17 protein-coding genes are annotated in these 17,802 nt (G+C 39.1%); 7 read left to right on the forward strand and 10 right to left on the reverse strand.

All coding sequences use genetic code 11. The annotated features are described in order from the left end of the window. The first annotated feature begins 17 nt into the window (after window positions 1-17). Window positions 18-1,775, forward strand: a complete 1,758-nt coding sequence (locus ACNKXV_RS09920; protein WP_417907570.1) for an aromatic amino acid hydroxylase — start codon at window positions 18-20, stop codon at window positions 1,773-1,775. On the opposite strand, the gene ACNKXV_RS09925 is transcribed toward ACNKXV_RS09920, so the two are convergent. From ACNKXV_RS09925 to alaS, 3 genes are all read right to left on the reverse strand, one after another. Next, window positions 1,772-2,386: a DUF4230 domain-containing protein gene (locus tag ACNKXV_RS09925; RefSeq protein ID WP_417907571.1), complete on the reverse strand. Its 615-nt coding sequence runs from the start codon at window positions 2,384-2,386 to the stop codon at window positions 1,772-1,774. The two genes, ACNKXV_RS09920 and ACNKXV_RS09925, sit on opposite strands and share 4 nt — an antisense overlap. 316 nt (window positions 2,387-2,702) lie before the next feature. Next, complete coding sequence (locus ACNKXV_RS09930; protein WP_417907572.1) at window positions 2,703-3,653, reverse strand: GSCFA domain-containing protein; 951 nt, start codon at window positions 3,651-3,653, stop codon at window positions 2,703-2,705. Between the two features lie 42 nt (window positions 3,654-3,695). Beyond that, a complete protein-coding gene (alaS, locus tag ACNKXV_RS09935; RefSeq protein ID WP_417907573.1) occupies window positions 3,696-6,311 on the reverse strand; it encodes an alanine--tRNA ligase in 2,616 nt (871 codons plus the stop codon). A 131-nt stretch (window positions 6,312-6,442) separates the two neighbouring features. Here alaS and ACNKXV_RS09940 point away from each other — a divergent pair, with 131 nt between their 5' ends. From ACNKXV_RS09940 to ACNKXV_RS09965, 6 genes are read left to right on the forward strand one after another with little or no spacing between them, the layout of a single operon-like run. After that, a complete protein-coding gene (locus tag ACNKXV_RS09940; RefSeq protein ID WP_417907574.1) occupies window positions 6,443-7,420 on the forward strand; it encodes a M23 family metallopeptidase in 978 nt (325 codons plus the stop codon). After that, window positions 7,420-7,749, forward strand: a complete 330-nt coding sequence (locus ACNKXV_RS09945) for a MerR family transcriptional regulator (protein ID WP_417907575.1) — start codon at window positions 7,420-7,422, stop codon at window positions 7,747-7,749. Before ACNKXV_RS09940 ends, ACNKXV_RS09945 begins: the two co-directional genes overlap by 1 nt. A 1-nt stretch (window position 7,750) precedes the next feature. Further along, a complete protein-coding gene (locus ACNKXV_RS09950; RefSeq protein ID WP_417907576.1) occupies window positions 7,751-8,347 on the forward strand; it encodes a LemA family protein in 597 nt (198 codons plus the stop codon). A 2-nt stretch (window positions 8,348-8,349) separates the two neighbouring features. Further along, window positions 8,350-8,790 carry a TPM domain-containing protein gene (locus ACNKXV_RS09955; RefSeq protein ID WP_417907577.1) on the forward strand — a complete coding sequence of 147 codons (441 nt, stop codon included), beginning with the start codon at window positions 8,350-8,352 and terminating at the stop codon, window positions 8,788-8,790. After that, a complete protein-coding gene (locus ACNKXV_RS09960; protein ID WP_417907578.1) occupies window positions 8,759-9,577 on the forward strand; it encodes a TPM domain-containing protein in 819 nt (272 codons plus the stop codon). The genes ACNKXV_RS09955 and ACNKXV_RS09960 overlap by 32 nt, the downstream gene beginning before the upstream one ends. A 9-nt stretch (window positions 9,578-9,586) precedes the next feature. Beyond that, window positions 9,587-10,156, forward strand: coding sequence for a pentapeptide repeat-containing protein (locus ACNKXV_RS09965; protein WP_417907579.1), 570 nt, complete (start codon window positions 9,587-9,589; stop codon window positions 10,154-10,156). Between the two features lie 60 nt (window positions 10,157-10,216). Here ACNKXV_RS09965 and clpX read toward each other — a convergent pair whose 3' ends face one another. From clpX to ACNKXV_RS10000, 7 genes are all read right to left on the reverse strand, one after another. Continuing rightward, entirely contained in the window at window positions 10,217-11,449 is a 1,233-nt protein-coding gene (gene clpX / locus ACNKXV_RS09970; RefSeq protein WP_417907580.1) for an ATP-dependent Clp protease ATP-binding subunit ClpX, read from the reverse strand. A gap of 45 nt (window positions 11,450-11,494) precedes the next feature. Then, window positions 11,495-12,172, reverse strand: coding sequence for an ATP-dependent Clp endopeptidase proteolytic subunit ClpP (gene clpP / locus ACNKXV_RS09975; RefSeq protein WP_417907581.1), 678 nt, complete (start codon window positions 12,170-12,172; stop codon window positions 11,495-11,497). Between the two features lie 109 nt (window positions 12,173-12,281). Further along, window positions 12,282-13,604 (reverse strand): trigger factor, encoded by a 1,323-nt coding sequence (tig, locus tag ACNKXV_RS09980; RefSeq protein ID WP_417907582.1) that lies wholly within the window; start codon window positions 13,602-13,604, stop codon window positions 12,282-12,284. Between the two features lie 86 nt (window positions 13,605-13,690). After that, on the reverse strand, window positions 13,691-14,032 hold the full coding sequence (locus ACNKXV_RS09985; protein WP_417907583.1) for a phage holin family protein: 342 nt from the start codon (window positions 14,030-14,032) through the stop codon (window positions 13,691-13,693). An 84-nt stretch (window positions 14,033-14,116) separates the two neighbouring features. Next, window positions 14,117-15,676, reverse strand: coding sequence for a G-D-S-L family lipolytic protein (locus ACNKXV_RS09990; protein WP_417907584.1), 1,560 nt, complete (start codon window positions 15,674-15,676; stop codon window positions 14,117-14,119). 11 nt (window positions 15,677-15,687) lie between these two features. Further along, entirely contained in the window at window positions 15,688-16,938 is a 1,251-nt protein-coding gene (locus ACNKXV_RS09995; protein WP_417907585.1) for an OmpP1/FadL family transporter, read from the reverse strand. A 121-nt stretch (window positions 16,939-17,059) separates the two neighbouring features. Next, window positions 17,060-17,800, reverse strand: coding sequence for an alpha/beta fold hydrolase (locus tag ACNKXV_RS10000; protein WP_417907586.1), 741 nt, complete (start codon window positions 17,798-17,800; stop codon window positions 17,060-17,062). Window positions 17,801-17,802 lie beyond the last annotated feature (2 nt).

The raw sequence follows: 17,802 nt of genomic DNA on the forward strand, positions 1-17,802 counted from the left end.
TTTAGTAAAGAAAGATCATGCTGGACAATATACCTTCTAACGAAATTCTGGATAGGCTTCCCGCCCATCTTCAGCAATATATCAAACCTCAAAATTACGAGGATTACACCCCCATTAATCAGGCTGTATGGAGATATGTAATGCGTAAAAACGTTGATTATCTAAGTAAGGTCGCGCACGATTCTTATTTGGAAGGCTTACGAAAAACAGGTATTTCCATAGATAGTATTCCAAACATGTACGGGATGAACCGTATTTTAGAAGAAATAGGCTGGGCGGCAGTGGCCGTGGATGGTTTTATTCCTCCTGCTGCATTTATGGAATTTCAGGCTTATAATGTTTTAGTGATTGCCAGCGATATTAGACAACTGGAACATATAGAATATACCCCCGCACCGGATATTATTCATGAAGGAGCTGGTCATGCTCCTATAATCGCGAATCCTGAGTATGCTGAATATTTAAGAAGATTCGGGGAGATTGGCTGCAAAGCCATTTCCAGTGGTCATGATTATGAAGTTTATGAAGCTATACGGGAATTATCGATCCTTAAGGAGGCAGAAGACACTCCACAGGAAAAAATAGACGCCGTTGAGAAAAGAGTGGATGAACTGCAAAATGCCGATGTGAAACCAAGTGAAATGTCTCAAATTAGAAATTTACACTGGTGGACCGTGGAGTACGGACTCATTGGAACTCCTGAAGATCCTAAAATTTATGGTGCCGGCTTGCTTTCGTCTATTGGGGAAAGCAAATCCTGTATGACCAGCGCTGTTGAAAAATTTCCTTACAATATTGAAGCAGCCAAGAAAGAATTCGACATTACAAAACCTCAACCACAACTATATGTAACTCCGGATTTTGCTCATTTAAGTCTGGTGCTGGAAGAATTTGCCAATAAAATGGCCTTAAGAAAAGGTGGTCTGGAAGGTGTTCAAAAACTTATAGATTCCAAAAACATTGGAACTGTCGAGTTTACCACAGGAATTCAGGTATCCGGGAATTTCACCCGGGTTATTGAACATGATGGCAAGCCTATTTATATTCAAACTAAAGGTAAGACAGCTCTCTCCTACCGTGAAAAAGAACTTGTAGGCCATGGTGTTTCTACTCACGCAGAAGGCTTTGGATCTCCTATAGGTAAATTAAAAGGTATTAACCTTGCAATCGAGGATATGAGTCCGCGTGACCTCCGCGCTTATGACATATATGAAGGAGAAAGAGTGGAGCTGGAATTTGAAGGAGGGATAAAGGTTACCGGAGAAATTGTAACCGGAACGCGAAACCTTCAGGGAAAAATAATTTTGATCAGCTTTAAGGACTGTAAGGTAACTTACGGCGAAGAAGTACTTTTTGAACCGGAATGGGGAGCCTATGATATGGCCGTTGGAAAAGAGATCATTTCGGCATTCGCTGGCCCGGCAGATCATGAGTCTTTTGATCTTATCACCCACACCCCTTCAACTACCACAATTAAGAGCAAAAAAACTCCGGAACGTGAAGAATTAGAGTCACTTTATCTTGCGGTGAGAAATATCCGCAATGGTGAGAACACGAAATTCTCCCTTTCAGCAGCTTTCGATATAGTTAAAAAACATCATCCTAAAGATTGGTTGCTATCTGTAGAGATCTATGAATTAGCCGTAGAAAGTGATCAAAAACTGAGCAAGGAAGTTAAAGACCATTTGGAACAATTAAAGAAGGACCGGCCAAAAATTGCTCATCTAATTGAAGATGGGATCGAAATGACTGAAAGTAATCTGGCCACGCATTAAAGTTTGATCTTTTCCAGACTTTTGGCATTACTTATGGTTTTACCCCGGTATTCCAGGGTCCAGCCCATGCTGTTGGTTAGGATGTAGAATTTTTGTAATTCGCTAATCAGGCGATTCTGCGCATTGGTCTTAAGTCTGGACTTTTCAATTTTTTCCCGTAATCCTTTTTCGATTCGGGCTTTGATCTTGTTATAGTCTTCTGCTTCAAACTGGTTAAGATAATCCTGAGTAACATCGTAATATTTGATATTGGGATTGATGCTTATTTCCTCTTTCGGAATATTTTTAATGATTAGTTTTTTATTCTTTTCGTCAATCTCAAGTTCAAGCTTGCTCAAATCGTAGGCTACACTGGCTTCTGCATTCACCACGATCAGGGCTTTCTTTTTAGCAGAAAGCACATCAAAATAGAAGCTTTTAGAATTTTTGTAGGTAAACACCTGTGAGAATGTACCTTCGGTCACCACTAGTTTTCCCACATTTCGAATTTGCTCCTGTATCAAAGCAGTATTCTCTTCCAGACTTTCCTTTGTATTGGATTTTTCATTCCAGTAGAGAACCCCAAGCAGTATAACCATTCCGGCCAGGATGGTAAGAAGAATATTCTTCATATAAGTAATTTTAATAAATCTGAAATTAGGGAAAAAAGAGAATGAAGAGAGAAAATGAGACCTTAAAGAAAGTTAAAGTTACCTTAATAAAAAACCAAAGGACGGCCCCACCCGTCCTTTAGAATATTCTAAAATCTACCCCAACAAATTTTAGAAAACAAATCTTTGAATGCTTTGATTATTCCCTTTAAATAAGAATAATAAGGTAAACATTTATTATAGATCTGCTCGGTAAAAATACGAATTAAATCTAATATCCAACAAAATTCGTATTTCGTTTATATTAATATTTTAACAATCTCACTGAATACAAGGCCTAAGAAAACGTTATTTCAGGATGCTTTTTATGTATTTCCTCGATTTTAGCATAAATTTTTGTAAGAAACTTCTTATGTTCATCGGAGTTTTCTGCGCGTGGACGATGGGCCAATGCCTTCTGAATTTTATCTATTTTTAGATTAAGATTCAGGGTTTCATCACTCATCCAGTTTTCAGAAAATTGTTCCCAGATATAGTTAATCGCCAATTCACCGGGATGTATCATATCATCCTTATAGAATCTATAATCTCTTAGTTCATCCATCATGATCTCATAAGAAGGAAAATAAAAGGCATTTTTACCTTCTTCAATAAAATCGTGAACTCCCGATATCAAATTAGATTTACCGCGCTGATTTCCTACAAATCCATCTTTCAAATGCCGAACCGGGGAAACTGTACAAATTATTTTGAGGTCCTTGTTGATCTTATTTAAAGCCTGCCTGATAGATTGCAGGTCTTCAGCGATCTCGCTACCGCTTGATAATACTTTTTTAAACTGCTTTTGTGGGATCCTATGGCAATTGGCAACCTTCTTGTTATTCGCTACATATTCATAAGCCCACGCGCTTCCCAGACTTATGATCACATACTCCGCTTCTATAATGGAGTTTCTGGATTCTTTAAGGGCAGAATTCAGATTTTCCAATACCTTCTCTTTCGATTCTGCATTCATAACCGAATGAGCTTCCAGAGACAACCAGTTTCCTTCAAAGTGAATCAAGTCGTTTTCATCAAACATTTGATTATTGACAAGCCTTTCAATTAAACGAAGCAAAGGGTTGGAATGGAATATGATTCCGAATGGATTCTGCAATGGTTTAAACTTGAACCACTGTAATTTCTCTCCTATGTTCTCCACAAAGCAGCTGCCTAAAAGAACCAGCCCGGAAGAGTGGGTGATCAAATTCCGACTTTTTGAAACAGGGACTTTGGTTCTAAACTCCATATTCTAAAATTAAAAAATCCCGGTTTAACACCGGGATCTCTTTTATTTAATAAATGTTTCTGCGTTTTTTAAGGCTTCAGAAATTCCTTCAGGCTTTTTCCCTCCGGCAGTTGCAAAGAATGGCTGGCCTCCGCCGCCTCCCTGGATAAATTTTCCAAGCTCCCTGATTATCTTTCCGGCATTCATTTCCTTTTCTGCCACCAGATTTTTTGAAATATAACAAGACAAAAGTGCTTTCCCGTTTTGCTCTGTTCCAAATATCAGGTAAAGATCTTCCATTTCATCTCCTAATTGAAAGGCCAGGTCTTTTATCCCACCGGCATCAAGGTCCACTTCTTTACTTAGGAAGTTCACTCCGTTAATATTTTTTATTTCAGCCTTAAGTTCAGCTTTTAAATTCTTAGCCTTATCACGAAGCAAACCTTCAATTTGCTTCTTTAAAGCAGCATTTTCATCCTGTAAATTATTGATCGCTTTTACGGGATCTTTAGCATTTTTTAATCCGGATTTGATCTCTTCAAGAACCGCCGACTGAGACTCCAAATGTTTTCTCGCCTCTTCACCGGTAATGGCTTCAATTCTTCTGATCCCTGAAGCAACAGCAGATTCGCCGGTCACTTTAAAATACCAGATGTCTGAAGTATTCTGCACATGCGTTCCTCCGCATAATTCCATAGAATCTCCAAATTTAATGGCTCTTACAGAATCCCCATATTTCTCACCGAACAAAGCAATTGCTCCTTGCTCTAAAGCTGCATCATAAGTTGTATTGCGTTGTTCTTCCAAAGCAATATTTTCTTTAATGCGGGCATTCACAAAATTCTCCACCTTTTCCAGCTCCTCTGCAGTCATTTTACTGAAATGAGAGAAATCAAATCGCAGATAGCCACCTCTAACCATAGAACCTTTTTGTTCCACATGAGTTCCAAGCACAGTTCTTAAAGCCTGATGCAATAGATGGGTTGCGGTATGATTGGATGCTGTATTTGCTCTTTCGGTTTTATTTACGATAGCCTGAAAATCTCCTTGAGGATTCTGTGGCAAATCTTTAGTAAAATGAACGATTAAATTATTCTCCTTCTTGGTGTCCAGAACGTCTATCACTTCCCCTTCAGCCGACATCAGAATTCCTTTATCACCAACCTGGCCTCCACCTTCGGGATAAAATGGCGTAGAGCTCAAAACGATCTGATACATCTCACCCTTCTTCTTGGAGTCCACCTTTCTATAACGGGCGATTTTTACTTCAGCTTCTAAATGGTCATAACCTATAAAAGCTTCATTTTCCACTTCAGCTAATTCTACCCAGTCCCCGGCACTTACCTGTGTCGCAGCGCGAGATCTGTCTTTTTGTTTTTTAAGTTCGGCTTCAAAACCTTTTTCATCTAAACTGAATCCGTTCTCTCTTAAGATCAAAGATGTAAGATCTATTGGGAAACCAAAAGTATCATACAATTCAAAAGCCTTTTCTCCTGAAATGGTCTTACTTTCTGAATCTTTCATCAAATTTTCAAGAAGTACCAATCCCTGCTCCAGGGTACGCAAGAAAGAAGCTTCTTCTTCTCTAATTACATTCTCCATCAATTTTTCCTGAGACTGTAGCTCAGGGAAAGAATTCCCCATTTGCTTAGCAAGCACAGGCACCAGTTTATGGATAAATGGTTCCTTAGTATTTAAAAATGTGAATCCGTATCTTATTGCTCTTCGTAAAATACGTCTAATAACATATCCCGCTCCGGTATTACTCGGCAACTGTCCATCTGCAATTGAAAATGCAACCGCACGAACGTGATCTGAGATCACTCTCATGGCGATATCATTTTCATCAGATTTATCGTAGGTGCTATTGGTGATTTTTTCTATTTCCTGAATAAGAGGCGTAAAAACATCGGTATCATAATTGGATTTTTTATCCTGCAATACCATACAAAGTCTTTCGAAGCCCATCCCGGTATCTATATGCTTTGCCGGCAGTTCTTCCAGGTCTCCGTTAGCCTTTCTATTATACTGCATGAAAACCAGGTTCCAGATCTCCACTACCAGAGGATGATCCATATTTACCAGATCTCTACCGGGAACTTTTGCCTTCTCTTCATCAGACCTTATATCTATATGAATTTCAGAACACGGGCCACAAGGTCCCTGATCTCCCATTTCCCAGAAATTGTCCTTTTTATTACCGTAGATTATACGATCTTCTGGCACGATTTCTTTCCACAGTTCCAAAGCTTCTGTATCCAAACCTAAGTTATCCCTGTCTTCACTTCCCTCGAATACCGAGACGTACAGGTTCTCCGGATTAATTTTATAAACTTCAGTAAGAAGTTCCCAGGCCCAGTGAATGGCTTCTTTTTTAAAGTAATCTCCAAAACTCCAGTTTCCAAGCATCTCGAACATGGTATGGTGATAGGTATCGTGACCAACCTCCTCAAGATCATTATGCTTTCCACTTACCCGTAAACATTTTTGGGTATCGGTAACACGGGAATTTTTGGGAACGGTATTTCCAAGAAAATATTCCTTGAACTGGTTCATTCCTGCATTGGTAAACATTAGCGTAGGGTCATCTTTAATGACCATAGGCGCCGATGCCACGATGCTATGTGATTTCGATTTGAAATATTCGAGAAACTGTTTGCGGATATCCTGTGACTTCATTCAGTTATTTTCTTGCAAAATTCATTAAATTATGAAGACGGCAAAACAATTCATATATTTGTTCGTTTACCGTATTAAATTATACGGTTACAGAGCCGTTTCTGGACGCAAAAATAGCATAAATTTAACTCATGTCGAAGGTTAAATATTATTACGATAGCGAGACCCTTTCATACAAGAAAATTGAGCAAAAAAAAGGAAGACGCTTAGGAATCATTCTCCTTAGTATCACCGGATCTTTTCTGGCCGGTTTTATATTACTTATTATTTATTTGAACATCCCTCAAATTGAAACTCCCAAAGAGAAAGCACTTAAAAGGGAACTTCACAATATGCAGCTTCAATATGGCCTGCTTAATAAGAAAATGGACCAGATCCAGGATGTGATGGCGAATATTGAAGACCGGGACAATAATATTTACAGGCTTTATTTTGAGGCCAATCCTATTCCCGAAGAACAACGTCGAGCTGGATTTGGTGGTATTAACAGGTACAAGGATCTTGAAGGTTTCGATAATAGCAAGCTTATTAAAGAGACTACTAAAAGGATGGATATTCTTACCAAGCGCTTGGTTGTTCAATCCAAATCCCTTGACGAAGTAGCCGAGCTGGCCAAAGAAAAAGGAAAACTTCTTGAAGCAATTCCTGCAATACAACCGGTAAATAATGAAGATCTAAGCCGGATCGCATCAGGTTATGGATGGAGGACAGATCCTTTTACCAAGGTTAGAAAATTCCATTATGGAATGGATTTTACTGCACCCAGAGGTACACCGGTTTATGCGACCGGAGATGGGAAAGTAGTTAGGGCAGACAGTCGCTCAACCGGTTATGGAAACCACATTAGAATTGACCATGGTTATGGTTATACTACTTTGTATGGACATTTGTACAAATACAATGTGCGCCGGGGACAGCGTGTGAAGAGAGGTGATGTAATCGGTTTTGTAGGCAGCACCGGACGTTCTGAGGCGCCGCACTTACATTACGAGATATTTAAGGATGAGGAAAGGATCAATCCCATAAACTTCTATTATGGAAACCTTTCTCCGGAAGAATTTGGTGAAGTACTTGAAAGAGCTCAACGTGAAAACCAATCCCTTGATTAATGCACATAAACCTTCCTGAAAAACGTTATTACGGCATTGGTGAAGTAGCCAAAGCTTTCCAGGTAAACGCCTCCCTAATTAGATTTTGGGAAAAGGAATTTGATGTTATCAAGCCGAAGAAAAATGCAAAAGGCAACCGGAAATTCACCCCGGAAGACATAAAAAACCTGGAACTTATCTATCACCTGGTGAAAGAAAGAGGTTTTACCCTTGAAGGAGCAAAAATTCATTTAAAGGAGGAAAAACAAAAAACCCTTACTAATTTTGATATCATAAGAAAATTAGAAACCATAAAAGCAGAACTAGTTAACCTAAAAAATCAGTTATAAAATGAAAAAATGGCTAATCCCGGTAATAATTATTGTTATAGGAATCGTGGTGATATGGAGATTCACCGCAGGATTCAATAATACTGCTGTTACCAAAGAAGAAAATGCAAAACTTGCCTGGTCTAATGTTGAAAGCAGTTACCAGAGACGTAACGACCTTATTGGAAATCTTGTAAAAACCGTAGAAGGTGCTGCAGATTTTGAAAGAGGTACTTTAAAAGAAGTGATCGAAGCAAGAGCCAAAGCAACTTCAGTAAATGTAGATGCTGAAAATTTAAGCGCAGCTCAAATTCAGCAATTCCAGCAGGCTCAGCAGGGAGTTACTTCAGCATTATCAAGATTGCTGGTAACCGTTGAAAGATATCCGGAATTGAAGGCCAATCAGAACTTTCTTCAGCTACAATCTCAACTGGAAGGAACAGAGAATCGTATAAATGTTGCCCGTGACAGGTATAACGAAGCGGTAACAGATTACAATACTTATATAAGAGTATTCCCTAACAATATGTTTGCAGGAATGTTCGGGTTTGAAAGAATGGAACGCTTCCAGGCGGATGCCGGAGCAGAGAATGCACCAGATGTAGAATTTGACTTTTAAATATGTCTAAAACAGAAGACTTTTTAACCAAACAAGAAGAGACTGAGATAGTAGAAGCTATTCGACAGGCTGAAATGAAAACCAGTGGAGAGATCAGGGTTCACCTTGAACCCTCCACCGGTGATCAGGATATTTTTGAACGCGCCATGGAAGTATTCCACAGCCTTAAAATGGATAATACCAAACAAGAAAATGGAGTCCTTATCTATGTTGCCGTAGAAGACAGAAATTTTGTTATTTATGGTGATAAAGGTATCAACGATGTTGTTGCCGACGATTTTTGGGAAAGCACCAAAAACCTTATTGTCTCCTACTTTAAGAAAGGGGAATTTAAAGACGGACTTGTCGCAGGAGTCCTGAAGGCCGGTGAACAACTGCAAAAACATTTTCCATGGGATGAAGACGACACCAATGAATTATCTGACGAAATTTCTAAGGGATAGATCAGTAAAAAGACTACTCCTACTCTTAATACTTTTTACCGGCTTTAGTGTATTTGCACAACGCGATATCCCTAAACGCCCTTCGGCTCAAACCAGCGTATATGATGAGGCTGATATGCTATCTCCTGCAGATGAGAGAATGCTGGAACAAAAGCTGATCAATTATGCCGATACTACTTCAACTCAAATTGTTGTAATTACCATTCAATCCCTGGAGGGAGAATATGAAGGAACCTACGCAACTCACTGGGCACATGAATGGGGAATTGGGCAAAGTGAAAAGGACAATGGCCTTTTAGTCCTTGTAGCTCAAAAAGAACGACGCATCTGGATCACCACGGGTTACGGACTGGAAGAATACCTTACAGATGCTAAGACCAAGGAAATAATTGAACTCATCATTCTTCCTGAATTCAGGAACGGAAATATTTTTGCCGGGCTTGATAAAGGGACCACAGCAGTTTTTGAAGTCTTATCTGGAACCTTTAAAGGTGCGCCCAGATCTAATGGAAATGGTGGCGGCGGAATATCCATGAGGACGATAATCATATTTTTCATTTTTATCGCGATTCTTTTCTCCATGTTTAACAAGCGCGGAGGTGGACGCAATGGCGGAAGAAGAACCGGAAGAAGTGTTCTTTGGGATGCAATTATTCTTAGTTCTCTTGGTCGTGGAAGTTTTGGCGGGGGCGGAAGTTCCGGCGGAGGCTTTGGCGGTGGCGGCGGATTTGGAGGCGGCTTTGGCGGCGGTGGATTTGGCGGTGGTGGTGCCGGTGGAAGCTGGTAACCTATGACGATGGATTATTACACAGATCAAATATTTGAGGACAGCAATTTCCAGAGGGACAAGCTAACCAATATGGATTATGAAAACTGTACGTTTTCAAGGTGTGACCTCTCGGGAATTGATCTTAGCAATAGCAAATTCATCAATTGCACTTTTAACGATTCAGACCTTAGCAACGCTAAAATTTCGGGAACCGCTTTTCAGGAATGCACATTTACCTCCTGTAAAATGTTGGGACTACTCTGGAATACCTGTGAATCATTTGGTTTCCACATCAATGCTGAAAACTGTAATCTCGACCATAGTTCGTTTTATAAGGTAGATCTCAGAAAGTGTATTTTCAGGAATTGTCAATTAAAAAACTCCGATTTTACTGAAGCTGATCTTTCAGAAAGCATACTTACTGGATCTGATCTAAAAGATTCTCAATTCCAGCATACAATTCTTCAGAAGGCAGATCTCAGGGCATGTTACAACTATTCCATTGATCCCGATATCAATCAAATTAAAGGCGCAAAATTCAGCCTGGATCAAATTACGGGTCTACTGGATAAATATCGCATCAAAATATATCATTAAAACATAAAAAAAGCTCTCAAAATTTGAGAGCTTTTTTTATTATGAAAGTAATCTAAAGTGTTATGAAACAGCTTTTAGTTTACTCATAGTTGATTTATTCAATTTATCATCTGCATACTCTTTGGTAACAGTAAATTGATTTTCTTCACTTTCGGGAAGCTCAAACATCGCATCTGTAAGTATCGCTTCACACAAAGATCTTAAACCTCTTGCACCAAGCTTATACTCTACCGCTTTATTTACAATATAATCCAAAGCTTCCGGAGTGATATCAAATTCGATCTCATCCATTTCAAACAGCTTCTTATACTGTTTGATAATAGCATTCTTAGGCTCCGTTAGGATCGCTCTCAACGTCTTTTTGTCAAGAGGATTCATATAGGTCAAAGCAGGTAATCTACCTATGATCTCAGGAATCAATCCAAATTCTTTAAGATCCTTCGGGATGATATACTTCAGCAAATTGGTACGCTCAATGGTATCTTCACTTTTAGAAGCACTAAATCCAACAGCCTGCATGTTTAAACGCTTACTGATGATCCTTTCAATTCCGTCAAAAGCTCCTCCGGCAATAAAAAGTATATTTTCAGTATTTACTTCGATAAACTTTTGATCCGGATGCTTTCTTCCTCCTTTAGGCGGAACGTTAACCGTAGTACCTTCAAGCAACTTTAACAAAGCCTGTTGTACACCTTCTCCCGAAACATCACGGGTTATGGATGGGTTATCACTTTTACGGGCAATCTTATCTATCTCATCGATGAACACGATTCCTCGCTGAGCTTTTTCAGTATTATAATCTGCTGCCTGGAGTAGACGGGTTAAAATACCTTCTACATCTTCTCCAACATAACCAGCTTCTGTCAACACGGTAGCGTCAACGATAGCAAGAGGCACGTTCAGCATTTTTGCGATCGTACGAGCCATAAGGGTTTTTCCGGTTCCGGTCTCCCCTACCATGATAATATTACTCTTCTGGATCTCTACATCATCATCACTCTCTGGTTGCAACAATCTTTTGTAGTGATTATAAACCGCTACAGACATTACTTTTTTTGTTTCTTCCTGACCAATAATGTACTCATCAAGAAAAGACTTAATAGTCTTAGGCTTGCTCAACATTAGATCTGAAGAAAGTTCGCGGGCTTCTCCCTGCCTGGATTCTTCCAGAACAATTCCATGGGCCTGCTCGATACATCTGTCGCAAATATGAGCATCCAACCCGGCGATTAGCAGATTAGTCTCCGGTTTTTTTCTACCACAAAAGGAACATTCTAAATCTTCTTTCGCCATTTTTTAAATTTACACGCAATCCTTCCCATAGGGATGGATCACAATTTATCCTTCTCTTTTTAAAACTTCATCTATCATCCCGTATTCCTTAGCTTTTTCAGCCTTCATCCAGTAATCACGATCACTGTCTTCATGAACCTTCTCATAAGTTTGTCCTGAATGTTTAGCGATGATATTATATAACTCTTCCTTTAAGGTAATGATCTCACGTGCGGTGATCTCAATATCACTGGCCTGTCCCTGAGCTCCACCCATAGGCTGGTGAATCATCACACGGCTATGCGGAAGTCCGCTTCGTTTACCTGCCTCTCCGGCACATAACAACACGGCTCCCATAGAAGCTGCCATCCCGGTACAGATCGTAGCCACATCTGGCTTAATGAATTGCATGGTATCATAAATACCTAAACCGGCGTAAACACTACCTCCTGGTGAATTAATATATATTTGAATATCCTTGGTAGCATCTGTGCTTTCCAAAAATAAAAGTTGTGCCTGTACAATATTAGCTACCTGCTCATTGATTCCGGTTCCAAGAAAAATAATCCTGTCCATCATCAAACGGGAAAAAACATCCATTGCAACAGCGTTCATTTGACGCTCTTCAATGATATTTGGAGTCATTCCCTGAGGTAACATACTACTAACTACCTTATCATAATAATTGCTGTTTATATTATGGTCTGAAACAGCATATTTTCGAAATTCCTTTCCGTAGTCCATCAATTTTTTTCGTTTTTCTAAGCTTATACAAATAACCGGATAAAACCAAAAAAGGCGTTACCCCGGTTGAGTTAACGCCTTAAAGATAATTAATATATCGTAAAAAGGCCTATTTATAAATAGCTTTCACAAATTCTTCATAAGTCACTTCTTTCTCTTCGAAATTCATCTTTTCCTTGTAGAAAGCAAGTAGCTTTTCGTTCATCAATTGCTCAGACAATCTCTTAACCTCATCCTGATTAGATAGGATTCTGGCAGCGATATCGTCAAGTTCTTTTTGTGAAGGATCCATTTGACCAAATTGAGCCATTTGTTCCTTGATCTTTTCTGAAGCGAATTCTTTAAGATCGTTAAAGTCTACATTAAGATTGTTGTCATTAACAACTTTCCCTTCGATCAACTGGTAACGAAGCCCTTTTTCACTCTTCTCATATTCTTCAACAGCTTCTTCCTGAGTCATTGGTTTTTCACCAACAGTCTGAATCCATTTTTGAAGGAATTCTTTTGGAAGTTCGAAATTGGTATTTTCGATCAAAGTTTCAGTAATATCATTCATCAATTGCTGATCGCTCTGCTGCTGAAATTGCTTTGCTGCATCTTCCTTGATCTTATCCTTAAGCTCTGTTACCGACTTAACTTTATCTTTTCCGAATAGTTTATCGAACAATTCCTGATCAAGATCTGCAAGTTCTCTTTCGTTAACTTCAGAAATTGTGAATTCCACTTCGATATCAAGATCATGAGCCTTATCGTGCTCGATTCCTAAATGATTGATCAAAGCGTGATCGTCTTCAAAAAGACCTTTAGTTTTCAAAGAAATAGTATCACCTACTTTTGCTCCAACGAACTTATTAAGGTTTCTCTTTCCTTTAATGTTAGAAAGCTCGATAGTAGTATCCTTCTCGATTCCTTCTTCTTCATTTTTAAAAGTTCCGGCAACGGTATCACCCTCAGCAACCTCATCTTTGGTCTTAAGCTTCCCGTATTGTTTCTGGATACTTTCTATTTGATCGTTCACCATTTTCTCATCAGCAACAATATTATATTTTGTTACCGGCTTATCAAGATCAAGGTTTACGTCGAATTCCGGTGCAAGACCTAATTCGAATTCAAAGCTATAATTATCACTTTCCCAATCAAAATTTTCCTGATCTTTAGGAAGCGGGTTCCCAAGAACATCAAGTTTCTCTTCTGTAAGGTATTTGTTAAGACTATCCTGAAGAAGTTTATTCACCTCATCAACCAATACAGCCTGACCGTATTGTTTCTTAACCATCCCCATAGGTACATGACCTTTTCTAAAACCGGGAATATTGGCATTCTTACGGTAATCTTTTAAAATCTTATCTACTTTACCGGCATAATCTTCTTTAGCGATATCAACTTTAACTACCGCATTTAATTCATCAATATTCTCTCTGGTAATATTCATTTTGATCTTTTATAAAAATTGGAGTGCAAAATTACGATTTTTCTTATAAGTCTGCAAAGTTTCAAATTACTGAAATTCAGTTAAATCTAGTCAGATTTAAGAATTGAGAATAAAATGGATTGAAACAGGGATAATAATAAGCTGAAAATTATAGCCATAAACCAGCCATTCACGTCAAAACCATCAATAAAACCATCGGCCATAAAAATGATGATCGCATTGATTACAAGAAGAAATAACCCAAAGGTTAAAATTGTGACCGGCAGGGTAAAGAGCACCAGCACAGGCTTTACGATAAAATTTAATAAAGAAAGCACGATCGCCACTATAATGGCAGTCCAGTAACTATCCACAGCTACTCCGGGAAGTAATTTTGCTAAAATTACCACGGCCACCGCGGTTAGCAATAATCTTAGAATGAGTTTCATATATATATATAATTTGTTAAGTAAAAATGCAAAAAAAAGACCGGGAAAAACCCGGCCTTTTTAATTTTTATGTCAATTTTAATACTACTGTACGTCCTGACTTAAGGTTACAGTACCATAAGCACCAACATTAGCCTTTGGCACATTAGATCCATAAGTTGCGTTGGTCTCTTCGATAATAGCGTTTGCTATTACAGCATAACCACGTGGAGTAAGATGAATCCCATCAAGTGAGAAAGCACCACCGGTAACGAAATCTGAAGTTACCACACCTCCATCAAAAGCAATACCCTGAGCATTCAGCTGATTTTGTAAAGCCTGAGCATCCACAAAACCAAGTCCAAATTGTTCTGAATAAAGTTTTATAGCCGCATTGAATCTGGTTGTAGCATCCTGTATATACCCTAATTCTTCAGTATCAAGAGCATCCTTATCATCCAAACCATCTACAGCTCCAAACAATATTTGAACCTGCTCCTGAGTAAGGGAGCCTCCAGATTGAAGTACAGCGATAACCTCACCTACTTCCTGAGAGAATTTTACTGAACCGTAACCACTCGCAAGAGCAGCCTGGTCTACAGTTAAAAGAATCATTTCTTCTGCAGTCATTTGACGGAACCCTAATGGGTTTGTCTGAGTTTTTTCAACATCTATCAGGAACCTGTTTGGCCCTTCGTTAAACTTTATTGCATATTGAGAAGCAATTGCCTGCGCCTGTTCTGCAGGAACATTTTGTTGCATCAATACCTGAGTCATCACTCCTGCTACTGCCTGGAAATAAGCAGTTAATTGCCCTGCTGTTGCAGCATCCAATGCCAAAGCATTGTTTGGTACGGTTGTAAAGTATGGAGATGAAGTTACATCAGGAATATTTAACAACACTCCATCTGCCTTTTGAGCAAGAGCTTCTACTATTTGTCCATAAGAAAACGCAAATAAATTAGGATCTGTGATATCGTTAGGACCATAGGTCGCAGGATTAGTATTGTTTAATTGATACTCTCCAACTCCACCTGAAGAGGCGTATCCAAGAACATCATTATTCCCAATCCAAAGCGTAAAGAAGGTTGGGTCCTGAGCTAAAGCATCACCTAATACCGTTGCGTTATCTGCACTTGAAAATCTAGCAAAATATGGGTTTGCCAAACCTGTAGATACTGCAGCTACGCTACCATACCCCTGGAAACCTAAATGATATACTTTTGCACCCGGCACTCCCATATTGTTAAAAGGTCCGGTTAATTTATTACTAACTTCTGTTGTTGGCGCAGCACCTCTGTATCTTTTTGGTACAGGCCCATTCGCTCCTACAGAAAGTACAAACCGTGTATCGGCTATCTTATTTCCTCCCAGAAGTAAACCTCCGGCATTATCATTTACCAAAGGCTGAGTAAACCCCTGAGTAGGTTGAACTACTGCAAATTTTTCAGCAAGGATATTTGGATAAGAATTCTGTTGACCAGAAAGGTAAAGAGCACCATCTGCGTATCCGGCAGTTAGTGAATTCCCTAAAGCAACATAGTTTGAGAAATCTGCTGTTCCATTTGAATAAATTTCCCCGCCATCTACTGGATTTTCGAGTTCAGGTTCACAAGAAACCACACCCAACGCAAGAACTGCTATATATTTAAAATAATTTTTCATCTCTCTCTTAATTATATTTTAATAGTTACACCAAGACCCGGTACGAATGCACTCGATTTGTAAGTTCCTTCGAATGGAACATTCTGGCCATTTTCAGTATAGTAATCATAAGAAGCATCAACCTCTTCAAACCTGCTGTACAGGAATGATGCATCGATAGCCACTCTGTCTGAAACATTTACAGAAAGTCCTCCTGTAAAGTTATTGGAATCATTTCTTGGTGTTTCAGGTGCGAAATAACCTTCCTGAACCGGAGATTCATCAAAGTAATATCCTGCTCTTAAAGTAAAGACCTCGTTTGCTGTATACTGAAGTCCGAATCTGTAAATAGATGCGTCTTTGTATTCTCTTGGGTTATTTGAATCTGGAATATTTGGATCTGCAAAATCTACATCAAGAGATTCGTATACATCCCAGAAAGTACGGTTGTAATCGAAAGCGAACAACCACTGCTTATTCAACTGGTAAGAAGCACCAATTGTTAGTTCAGCAGGAAGTGGAAGCGTTGCATTAAACTGAGTATCTCTGAAAGGAGTTAATGGAGAATTAGGAATGTTTTCAAAATCGGCATCTCCGCCTTCAGCTTCAACAAGAATTTCTGAACGGTAATTAACCCCAATTCGAAGACTATCCATTGGGCTCCACATTGCACCGGCAGACCATCCAAAGGCACTGATTCCCGATCCATCAAGAGTTACATTCGAACGATTCCCTTCAATATCTGAAAGCGTTCTGGTAAGATTACGGTTAAAATTAACCGATCCGCTTACATAGATAGGACCTCCACCCACAGACAGGTTATCGGTAATTTTATATGAAGCTAACGCCTGCACATAAATAGCAGCCAGTTCAATATCATTTACTAAATGTGATCCGGCCCAGTCTTTTTCCCAGGCTACAGAACTTCCGTAAGGAGTATAAGCCGCAAGACCTACACTAAACTTATCGCTTAATTTGTAAGAAAAATATGCATAAAACGGGGTCCCAACAGGACTATCCGTACGAGCCATTTGCCCAAATTCATCATTTTGCCATACCACATCAGAGAATACGGCACTTACACCAACGGCTGCGTTGATCTTGTTTTCAAGGAAAACCAATCCCGCAGGATTAAAAAATGCCAATTCGGCATTATTTACTACGGCAACTCCCGTATGCCCCATCGCGAGTCCTCTCTGGCCCTGTAAACTTACTCTGTATCCCCCGGCATAGGTAGTTACCGCAGTCAACATTAACAGACCAAGTACAAAAAGTCTTTTCATAATTTAAGTAGGATTAAATTCTTAATTTCTTAAAATGCTAGCGCCAAAAATAGCATAAATTAGATATTACGCAATAAAACATTCAATTTTATTATGCATACATAATAAAATTAGAAAGGTTTTAAACAAAATGCATTACCGCTTTATAAAAGGCTTTAGCATTTTCTGCATGAACCCAGTGACCGGCGCCTTCAATTTTTTCGATTTCAGCCTCCGGAAAATGCTCTTTGATAAGAGATTTATCCTCCTCTTTTATATAATCAGATTCAGCTCCATTGATAAAAAGCGTTGGGCCCTCATACTTCGCACCCGATTCCAGCGCTGCACCAATATTGTTGATATTCGCTTTTAATGCATCAAGGTTCATTCTTAAAGAAAGTTGATCCTTGGTTTTCCAGTACAGATTTTTCAAAAGGAATAATCGCACTCCTGCTCCCTCAATATATCCTTCAAGAAAATCTTCAGCCTCACCTCTGGACGTTAATTTAGCTTCATCCAGAGCGGTTAATCCTTTAAGAATTTGCTGATGATGCGGAGCATAATATTTTGGAGCTATATCAACCACCACGAGCTTATACACCAGCCCTTCATTCTTACAGGCAGTTAGCATGGCTGTTTTACCACCCATCGAATGCCCTAACAGAATAATGTTTTTCAAGTTGTGAGTTTCACAATATTCCACAACATCTTCAGCCAGTAATTCATAGGAAAAATCGTCACTATGCGGACTTTTTCCATGATTTCGCTGATCGATCAAATGCACTTGAAAACCCTCTTTTGCAAATTGCTTCCCTAATGTTTTCCAGTTATCACTCATTCCCAGGAATCCATGTAAAATAAGCATAGGTTTTCCCTCACCCAGAA

The sequence above is a fragment of the Christiangramia aquimixticola genome (assembly GCF_048285835.1).
Classification (GTDB): domain Bacteria; phylum Bacteroidota; class Bacteroidia; order Flavobacteriales; family Flavobacteriaceae; genus Christiangramia; species Christiangramia aquimixticola.

Excerpts from the sequence above, each read along its gene's own strand:
- ACNKXV_RS09995 (WP_417907585.1), bottom strand. The coding sequence starts at position 16,938 with ATGAAAAGACTTTTTGTACTTGGTCTGTTAATGTTGACTGCGGTAACT.
- clpX (WP_417907580.1), bottom strand. The coding sequence starts at position 11,449 with ATGGCGAAAGAAGATTTAGAATGTTCCTTTTGTGGTAGAAAAAAACCG.
- ACNKXV_RS09925 (WP_417907571.1), bottom strand. The coding sequence starts at position 2,386 with ATGAAGAATATTCTTCTTACCATCCTGGCCGGAATGGTTATACTGCTT.
- ACNKXV_RS09950 (WP_417907576.1), top strand. The coding sequence starts at position 7,751 with ATGAAAAAATGGCTAATCCCGGTAATAATTATTGTTATAGGAATCGTG.
- ACNKXV_RS09960 (WP_417907578.1), top strand. The coding sequence starts at position 8,759 with ATGAATTATCTGACGAAATTTCTAAGGGATAGATCAGTAAAAAGACTA.
- ACNKXV_RS09930 (WP_417907572.1), bottom strand. The coding sequence starts at position 3,653 with ATGGAGTTTAGAACCAAAGTCCCTGTTTCAAAAAGTCGGAATTTGATC.
- ACNKXV_RS09945 (WP_417907575.1), top strand. The coding sequence starts at position 7,420 with ATGCACATAAACCTTCCTGAAAAACGTTATTACGGCATTGGTGAAGTA.
- ACNKXV_RS09990 (WP_417907584.1), bottom strand. The coding sequence starts at position 15,676 with ATGAAAAATTATTTTAAATATATAGCAGTTCTTGCGTTGGGTGTGGTT.
- ACNKXV_RS09940 (WP_417907574.1), top strand. The coding sequence starts at position 6,443 with ATGTCGAAGGTTAAATATTATTACGATAGCGAGACCCTTTCATACAAG.
- clpP (WP_417907581.1), bottom strand. The coding sequence starts at position 12,172 with ATGGACTACGGAAAGGAATTTCGAAAATATGCTGTTTCAGACCATAAT.
- ACNKXV_RS09985 (WP_417907583.1), bottom strand. The coding sequence starts at position 14,032 with ATGAAACTCATTCTAAGATTATTGCTAACCGCGGTGGCCGTGGTAATT.
- ACNKXV_RS09920 (WP_417907570.1), top strand. The coding sequence starts at position 18 with ATGCTGGACAATATACCTTCTAACGAAATTCTGGATAGGCTTCCCGCC.
- ACNKXV_RS09965 (WP_417907579.1), top strand. The coding sequence starts at position 9,587 with ATGGATTATTACACAGATCAAATATTTGAGGACAGCAATTTCCAGAGG.
- tig (WP_417907582.1), bottom strand. The coding sequence starts at position 13,604 with ATGAATATTACCAGAGAGAATATTGATGAATTAAATGCGGTAGTTAAA.
- ACNKXV_RS09955 (WP_417907577.1), top strand. The coding sequence starts at position 8,350 with ATGTCTAAAACAGAAGACTTTTTAACCAAACAAGAAGAGACTGAGATA.
- alaS (WP_417907573.1), bottom strand. The coding sequence starts at position 6,311 with ATGAAGTCACAGGATATCCGCAAACAGTTTCTCGAATATTTCAAATCG.